An 8,398-nucleotide genomic window follows, 5' to 3' on the forward strand; every position below is an offset into this window, starting at 1 on the left:
AGAGTCCTCAATTCTGTAAAGCGGCGTTCACCATCGCCTCGATCTGCTCGAGCCGGAAGTGCTTGACGAAGATGCCCTGCTTCGGGCAGGTCGCCTGACAGGAGCCGCAGCCCTTGCAGAGGGATTCGTTGACCTCCACGGTTTTCTTGACCGTCCCGTCGCTCATGTACTCGATAAGCGTGATCGCGTTGTAGGGGCAGGGGCCGACACAGTAGGCACAGCCGTCGCAGTTGGGGTCGTAGACCGTCGATACCGCACCCTCCAGGTCGAGCTCGTCCTGCGACAGGATGGTGGCCGCCCGCGATGCGGCGGCGCCGGCCTGAGCGATGGACTCGTCGACCGCTTTTGGCCAGTGCGCCAGACCGCACATGAAGACCCCCTCGGTGGCGAAGTCGACGGGCCGCAGCTTCATGTGCGCTTCGAGAAAGAACTTCTCCTGACTCTGGGAGATCTTGAGCATCTTGGCCAGTTCGTCGGCGTCATCTCGGGGGATGATTCCGGTCGACAGCACCACCAGGTCCGGTTCGAGGCGGATTTCCCGGTTGAGCATGCGATCGTAGGTCGTGACCTGGAACGTTTCCCCGACCTTTTCCACCCGCGGCTTTCTATCCGTGTCGTAGCGCAGGAACCGCACACCCGCTTGCCGCGCCTGACCGAAGTACTTCTCGCGCGTCCCGTAGGTTCTGATATCCCGGTAGAGGACGTAGACCTCGGTCTCGGGGCTCAACTCCTTGAGCTTGAGGGAGTTCTTGACCGCGTGTGAACAGCAGATGCGGCTGCACCACGGCCGCTCGGGCTCGCGTGAGCCGACGCATTGGATCATGACGACCGAGCGCAGGTCTTTGACCGAGGGATCCCCATTCGCGAGGGCGTTCTCCAGCTCGTTCTGAGTCAGAACGCCTGCCTCCTCGCCATAGAGGTACTCGGTGGGCTTTCGCTCCTCGGCGCCGGTGGCCAGGATGACGACTCCGTGCTGGACGGTCGCGGGTTCAGAGCCGTTGGTGCCGTTGGTGATCTTCGATTCGAAGTTGCCGTAGTAGCCGTTGATCTCCGTCAGCCTGCTTTTCAAATGGAGATCGATCTTCGGATGGCCTCTGACCTCGGCGATGGTGTGGTCGAGGTGCTTCTGCGGGTCCGTCCCTGCGAGCTGGTAGTGGACGTTGCGGAGGTTGCCGCCCAACCGGTCTTCTTTCTCGACCAGATGAACCTCGAAGCCCTGCCCGGCCAGGTCCAAAGCGGCGGTCATGCCGGCCATGCCGCCACCGATGACCAGAGCGTCATGGTTGACCGCCACCTTGATGCGGGAGAGCGGCTCGAGCAGGCGGGCCTTGGCCACCGCCATTCGCGTCAGATCCTTGGCCTTCTCGGTCGCCTTCTCAGGCTCGTGCATGTGTACCCAGGTGTTCTGGTCGCGGATGTTGGCCATCTCGAACAGATACTCGTTGAGTCCTCCCTTGCGGCAGGTGTCACGGAACAGTGCCTCGTGAGTGCGGGGGCTGCATGAGGACACCACCACCCGGTTAAGGTCGTGCTCCTCGATCATCTGCCGGATCCGAAGCTGCGTGTCCACCGAGCAGGTGTAGAGGTTGTCCTCGGCGTGGACCACGTCGGGAAGGGTCTTTGCGTACTCGACGATGGATGGCACGTTGGCGACGCCGCCGATGTTCTTGCCGCAGTGGCAGACGAAGACGCCGATTCGCGGCTCTTGACCGCTGACGTCCTTTTCGGGCGGGTACTCGGTGTGGGTAATGAGCGAGCCGCGCTCTTTGTTGAGGAGCGCCATGGCCTTGGAAGCTGCGCCGCAAGCCTGCATGATCGTCTCCGGGATGTCCTTCGGCTCGGTGAACGGACCGCAGGCGAAGACTCCGGGTGCCGAGGTCTCCACGGGGGAGAAGCCGTCGGTGGCGCAGAAGCCGTGCTCGTCGAGCTCGACGCCGAACTGTTCGGCGAGTTGCTGCACGCCCGCCGAAGGCGCCAGCCCGCAGGAGAGGACCACCAGGTCGAACTCTTCCGTGACCAGATCCTTGCCCTCGTCCTGGTAGACCAGACGCAGGTTGTGGGTGGCGTGGTCCTCGTGGATCGCCGATGGCTTGCAGCGAACGTAGCGGACGCCGGCCTCTACAGCTCGCTCGTAGTAGGCGTCGAACCCCTTGCCGAAGGCGCGCATGTCGATGAAGAAGATCGTGCACTCGAGATCTTTCTCGTGCTCCATGCCGATGAGCGCGTGCTTGGTCGCGTACATGCAGCAGACCGAGGAGCAGTAGTTCCTGCCGTTGGTCTCGCGCGAGCCGACACACTGGATGAAGGCGAGCTTCTTGGGCGGCTCCAGATTCGACGGTCGCAGCACCCTGCCCTCGAATGGACCGCTGGCCGAGAGGATACGCTCGAACTGGAGGCTGGAGACGACGTTGGGATAGCGACCGTAGCCGTACTCCTGGACCAGCTCGGGATCGAAGAGCTCGAATCCCGGCGCCAGAATCACGGCACCGACGTCGATGTCTCTGGTTTCCTCCTTCTGGGTGAAGTCGATCGCCTTGGCGTCGCAGAAAGCTTCGCACGCCCGGCACAGGTCCCCCGGCTGGCCGCGCAAGTGCATGCAGGTGGCGGCATCGATCACCGCGGCGCGGGGAACAGCCTGGGGATAGGGAATGTAGATCGACGGCCGCGGCGACAGCCCCAGGTCGAAGGCGGCGGTGATCGGCCGGGGCTCTTTGGCGGTCACCCGCGTCAGGTCCACCGTCTCGATCGGGCAGACCACCTTGCAGGCGCCGCAAACGATGCACCTCTCGGAGTGCCGGTCGTAGGCGGGAGCGATCAGCTTCTCGGTCCCCCGGCCGACGAAGTCGATCGCTCCAACCCCCATCCTCTCCTGGCAGACCCTGACGCAGAGGCCGCAAAGGATGCAGTCCTCTTGCTTCTTGGGGAACCGTGTCCCCTCCACGCCGAGCTCTCGAGCGAGCTGCCGAATCGGCTCGATCTCGGAACACCGCGCCAATAGGAGCTCCATCATCATCTTGCGAGTTCGGAGTACTCTCTCAGTGTCCGTCTTGACCACCAGACCCTCTTGCACGGGGTAGACGCAGGACGCCTGGAGGCTCGGCTTCGGACCCTCCAACTCGACCAGACAAAGACGGCAGGCGCCGTAGGGCGCGAGAGACCTGTGATGGCAGAGGGTGGGGATGCGGATGCCCAACGTCTCCGCGGCCTCGAGAAGAGTCGATCCTTCCTCGACCGCTACTTCCTTGCCGTCGATTTTCAGACTGACCATGGTCTACTCCGGCCCTGTCGCCGCGGGCTGGCGGCTGTCCAGACAGGCAACGGTCTCACCGTCTCTTTCGTATTCGAATCGCAAGTCCAATTCGGGTCTGCCTGCGAGAATCGCGCCCAGGGTCGCCGCCATGTCTCCCAGGGGTTTTCGATCCGGGTGGCTGAGCTGAAACTCCGCCCTGACGGTCGTACCCTTGCCGGGCGCAGACTCGAGCTCGAGACTGCCGCCGCTTTCGCGAGCGGCCTGGGCCAGCAGCGGCAGGCCGAGGCCGATCCGTCGTGTGGTTCTGGTGGTGAAGAAGGGATCCAGTGCTTTTCGCCTCATCTCGTCGTCCATACCCTTGCCGTCGTCTCTGATCTCGAGCCGGAGGAGGTCGCTTGCGGTGCTCTCGACGATCGAGATCTCGATCGTCTCGGCCGAAGCGGCAACCGAGTTCTCCACGACGTCGAGAATGTGTAGCGAGAGGTCCTGCATTTCAGTTCACCAAGGCTTTTCCACCGTTCTGGTCCTTGAGAGCCTTGCGAATCTCGTCAAAACAGGGCTCCTGAATCTCGCCCACGGCGGAGGTTGAGATCATCCCCGCGCCGAGAATCCTCCTCACATCGTCGAGCGTCATGCTCCTACTCCTCCGCCCGGATTGACGGGTGAGTCCATTGCGTCTGCGCTTCTCGGCTCGGCTGGCGGACTCTGCAGCGCTTCTGCGGCTTGCGCGCTCTCCTTATCGCATCGGAGACAGCGCTTGGCTTCTGCGATCGCCATCTCCGGGGTCAGACCGAGCTGAACTTCATGGAAGCTCGTGACCCTTTCGTCTGGTGGCAGCACTGGCATCAGCGGCCGCCGGAGCGTCTCGATCTCCTCCTCCGCCAACTCGATGAGCTCCACGTCGAAGGCCGGCCGGGTCACGCTGTACTCTCTCTCCAGGGGCAGGCCCTGGAAGTATCTGTGGATCATCCGGGCGGCGAGCTTTCCGTCCGCCATGGCGGGAACCACCGCGTTGGGCCCGCTGACCACGTCGCCACCGGAAAAAACACCGTCGATTCCCGTGAAGAGGGTCTCCGGATCGACCTCCACGGTGCCCCAACGCGACAGCTTGAGCTTTAGCTCATCCGCGAGAAGCTCGATCTCCGGCTTCTGGCTGATCGCTCGGATCAAGGTGTCGACCTCGACCGTGAACTCGGATCCTTCGATCGGAACGGGCCGTCTTCGGCCGCTCTGATCCACCGCTCCCAACCTCATCCGTCGACACTCGACACCTCTCAGTTGCCCGTGCTCGGTAAGCACTTTCACCGGCGACACCAGACACTGGACCTCGATTCCCTCTCTGTCGAGTTCCTCGATCTCGTCCCGTTGCGCGGGCATCTCTTTTCTGGTTCGCCGGTAGATGATCGTCACCGCCTTGCCCAACCGTCTGGCGGTCCGCGCTGCATCGACGGCGGCGTTTCCACCCCCGATCACCGCCACCTTGTCACCGATGTCGAAATGCTCGCCGAGATTGACCGAGCGCAGGAACTCCACCGCATCCATGACCCGAGGCGAAGCCCCCTCGCCCGGAATCTGCAGCTTCAATCCCTGATGTGCTCCCGTGGCGAGAAATAGAGCCTGATACCGCTCACGGATCTCGGATAGTGCTACATCCGTCCCGACGGAGGTGTCGGTCCTGATCTCGACTCCCAGCCTCTTGATCACGTCGAGCTCGTAGTCCAGGACCTCTCTGGGCAGCCGGTACTCTGGGATCCCTACCGCCAGCATGCCGCCTGCCCGCGAGTGGGACTCGAAGATGGTGACGCCGTATCCCTGGACGGCCAGATAGTGGGCGCAGGTCAGGCCGGCTGGACCGGAGCCGACAATGGCAACCCGCTCGGGCCTTCTCTCGGGCGCTTGTGGCACGACGTCGAGGCGGTTCTCGCGCTCGTAGTCGGCGAGGAATCTCTTGAGTGCCCGGATCGAGATCGGTTCGCCGTCGGCTTCGCCACAGCGGCATTTCAGCTCGCAGCTGGCGTCACAGACGCGGCCGCAGACACCGGGCAGCGGGTTCTTTCTGCGAACAACGGCAACGGCCTCCTCGAACCTTCCCTGAGCGATTAGACCGATGTAGGTGGGCACATCCTGGTCGATGGGACAAGTGTGCTGACAGGGCGACGAGGCGACGCCCCTGCAGACTGCCGCCGGACACTGCTTGTAGCGGATGTGCGCTTCGTACTCGTCCCGAAAGCAGCGGATGGTGCTGAGGACCGGATTCGGAGCGGTCTTGCCCAGACCGCAAAGCGAGGCATCCTTGACCGCCTCCGAGAGCTCCTCGAGGAGCTCGATGTCACCCTCTTCCCCGTCGCCGGCACAGATCTTGGTAAGCAGCCCGTGCATGACCTCGACGCCTTCACGGCAGGCGGTGCACTTGCCGCACGACTCACCTCTGAGAAACTCCAGAAAGTATCTGGCGACGTCCACCATGCAGGTGTCTTCGTCGAGCACGATCATGCCGCCGGAGCCCATGATCGAGCCGGCTTCGGCGAGCTTCTCGTAGTCGATAGGCAGGTCGAGCAGGGAAGCGGGGATGCAGCCACCGGACGGCCCTCCGGTCTGCACCGCCTTGAACTTTTTGTCGTTGGCGATCCCGCCTCCAATGTCGTAGACGATCTCGTGCAGTGTTGTCCCCATCGGGACCTCGACCAGTCCCGTGTTCTTCACCTTGCCGACGAGTGCGAAGACCTTCGTGCCTTTGCTCCTTTCGGTTCCAATGCCACTGAACCAGCTTCCTCCGCGGTTGATGATCTCGGGGACGTTGGCCCAGGTCTCGACGTTGTTGATGTTGGTGGGCTCTTCCTCGAAGCCTTTTACGGCAGGGAAAGGCGGTCGCACCCGTGGCTCGGGCGGGCGGCCTTCCAGGGAAGCGATCAAGGAAGTCTCCTCGCCGCACACAAAGGCTCCGGCTCCACGAGTGATCGAGATATCGAAGTTGAAGCCCGAGCCGAGGATGTCCTCGCCCAGGAGGCAGTAATCGCGGGCCTGCTCGATCGCCTTGATCAGCCTCTGGCGTGCCAACGGATACTCGTAGCGGATATAGATGTGTCCGCGCGATGCGCCGATTGCTCTCGCCCCGATGGCCATTCCCTCCAGAACCGAATGGGGATCGGACTCGATGATGCTGCGGTCCATGAAAGCGCCAGGATCGCCTTCATCGGCATTGCAGATGATGTGCTTGGCGTCGCCTGGAGAGCTCCGGCAGATCTCCCACTTGAGCCCAGTGGGGAATCCGGCGCCTCCTCGCCCTCGCAGCCCGGATTTCTTGATCTCCCCGATGATCTCTTCGGGCGTCATCTCCGTCACCGCCCTGAGCAAGGCTCTGTATCCGTCGCGAGCGATGTACTCGTCGATCCGCTCCGGATCGATCATTCCCCGGTTGCGCAGCGCAATCAGCCTTTGCTTGCTGAAGAATCCGATGTCACTGACTCTGGGAACCGGCAGTTCCTCACCGGGAGGAGTGAACATCAACTCCCTGACCGGCCTTCCCTTGAGGAAATGCTCTTCCACCAGATGGGGGACGGCTTCTTCGCTCAACAGCTGGTAGAAGATTCCTTCCGGCTTGGCCACCATCACCGGTCCCTGAGCGCAAAATCCGTTGCAGCCCGTCAACACGACGCCGATTTCGTCCTCGAGGTTGTGAGCTCTGAGCTGCGCCTTCAGAGCCGCTTTGACCTTGAAGGCCTTGTTCGATACGCAGCCGGTTCCAGCGCAGAGCATCAGGTGCGTCCGATACGCCTTCATTGGACAGACTCCCTTGTAGGCTCCTTCCTAGCCGACGCGCTCGCTGCCGAGCGCGAGAGCGTATTCCCCGACGACTTCACCCGACAGAACGTGCTTCCGGAAGATCTTCTCCGTCTTGGCTTCGTCCAGATCCACGTACTGGATCGGTGCCTCGTCCTTGAGTTCCACCGTCATCATCGGCTCGCGGCTGCAGAGGCCGGCACAGCCCGAGGTCGTGAGAATGATGTCCGGGCTATCCATCGTGTCGAGCAGATTCATCAGCTTGCTCATGATCTTCCTGGCACCGGCTGCGATCCCGCAGGTCCCCATGTGGACGGTGACCATGGCCCGCGCTTCTCCTTCCCGCAGGCTCATCGTCCTGGCCATCTGCTCCCTGATTCGCTCCAGATCCTCGGGCTTGATTCTTGCCACTGTTGATCCTTCCTCAAGCAGCGCGCCGATTCACAAGAGCGACGGCCGTCGCCGGAGTCAGCTTGCCGTGTACTTCCTCGCCCACCGTGACGACTGGAGACAGGCCGCAACAGCCGAGACAGCGAACCTCCTCCAAGGTGAACTCCATGTCGGCAGTCGTCTCTCCCACACCGACCCCCAGTTGATTCTGGAACCGGCCGATAATCCTCGGAGCTCCTTTCACATGACAGGCGGTTCCGGTACACACCCTGATGATCGACCTGCCTCTGGGTTCGAGGCTGAAAGCCTTGTAGAAGGTGGCAATGCGCAGAACGCGTTCCAGGGGTACCTTCTTGAGCTCAGACAGCCGCACCAGGACTCCCGGTGGAAGCCAGTTGAGCTCCGCATTGATGTCCTGGAGAATCGGCACCAGGGTCTCGGCGCCACCTTCGTACTCAGCGGCGAGTCTCTCGACGAGTGACTTCGTCTCGTCGTCGATCTCGAGCTTCGGAAGCACCGCAGGCTCCTCGAGATAGGCATCGTTTCTCACCAGACAGTTCTGGACGCAGAGAGCACAGCCGGTGCACTTGAGCTCGTCGACGTAGCGAGGCCTCTTGCGCACTTGCACCTGGAACCGTCCGGCCGACCCCTTCACAGACTCGATCTCCGAGTAGGTGAGTCTCTCGATGTTGATCTGCTGCCCGGCGTCCACCAGCCGCGGTGCCAGGGTGCACATGGCACAGTCGTTGGTGGGGAAGGTCTTGTCCAGCTGGGCCATGACGCCGCCGATCGCGGGATTGCGGTCAACTAGAAAGACCTTGAAACCGGAGGCGGCCAGATCGAGGGATGCTTGCATTCCACCGATGCCACCGCCGACCACCATCACCGCGCCGACTTTGTTGCTGTTCCCACTCACGGTTGTTGACCTCTATTTCGTGACCTATCGCCTCAACGAGTCGCCGGTACGGGTGGGCTCGC

The 8,398-nt window shown here is 62.4% G+C and carries 6 protein-coding genes and 1 pseudogene; all 7 read right to left on the bottom strand.

The genetic code is table 11. From position 1 onward, the window contains the following. Nucleotides 1-7: 7 nt before the first annotated feature. The 7 genes and pseudogenes from GY769_06065 to GY769_06095 all read right to left on the bottom strand — a co-directional run bounded on the left by GY769_06065 (nt 8) and on the right by GY769_06095 (nt 8,303). On the bottom strand, nt 8-3,268 hold the full coding sequence (locus tag GY769_06065) for an FAD-dependent oxidoreductase (protein MCP4201486.1): 3,261 nt from the start codon (nt 3,266-3,268) through the stop codon (nt 8-10). Between the two features lie 3 nt (nt 3,269-3,271). Next, a complete protein-coding gene (locus GY769_06070) occupies nt 3,272-3,742 on the bottom strand; it encodes an ATP-binding protein (GenBank protein MCP4201487.1) in 471 nt (156 codons plus the stop codon). A gap of 1 nt (nt 3,743) precedes the next feature. Further along, on the bottom strand, nt 3,744-3,884 hold the full coding sequence (locus GY769_06075; GenBank protein ID MCP4201488.1) for a hypothetical protein: 141 nt from the start codon (nt 3,882-3,884) through the stop codon (nt 3,744-3,746). Next, nucleotides 3,881-7,030, bottom strand: a complete 3,150-nt coding sequence (locus GY769_06080) for an FAD-dependent oxidoreductase (protein MCP4201489.1) — start codon at nt 7,028-7,030, stop codon at nt 3,881-3,883. The genes GY769_06075 and GY769_06080 overlap by 4 nt, the downstream gene beginning before the upstream one ends. 27 nt (nt 7,031-7,057) lie before the next feature. Then, nucleotides 7,058-7,441, bottom strand: coding sequence for a (2Fe-2S) ferredoxin domain-containing protein (locus tag GY769_06085; GenBank protein ID MCP4201490.1), 384 nt, complete (start codon nt 7,439-7,441; stop codon nt 7,058-7,060). Nucleotides 7,442-7,454: 13 nt separating this feature from the next. Then, complete coding sequence (locus GY769_06090; GenBank protein MCP4201491.1) at nt 7,455-7,937, bottom strand: NAD(P)H-dependent oxidoreductase subunit E; 483 nt, start codon at nt 7,935-7,937, stop codon at nt 7,455-7,457. A 48-nt stretch (nt 7,938-7,985) separates the two neighbouring features. Continuing rightward, nucleotides 7,986-8,303: pseudogene (locus GY769_06095) on the bottom strand (FAD-dependent oxidoreductase). Nucleotides 8,304-8,398: the final 95 nt, after the last annotated feature.

This window comes from bacterium (genome assembly GCA_024224155.1).
Lineage (GTDB): Bacteria > Acidobacteriota > Thermoanaerobaculia > Multivoradales > JAHEKO01 > CALZIK01.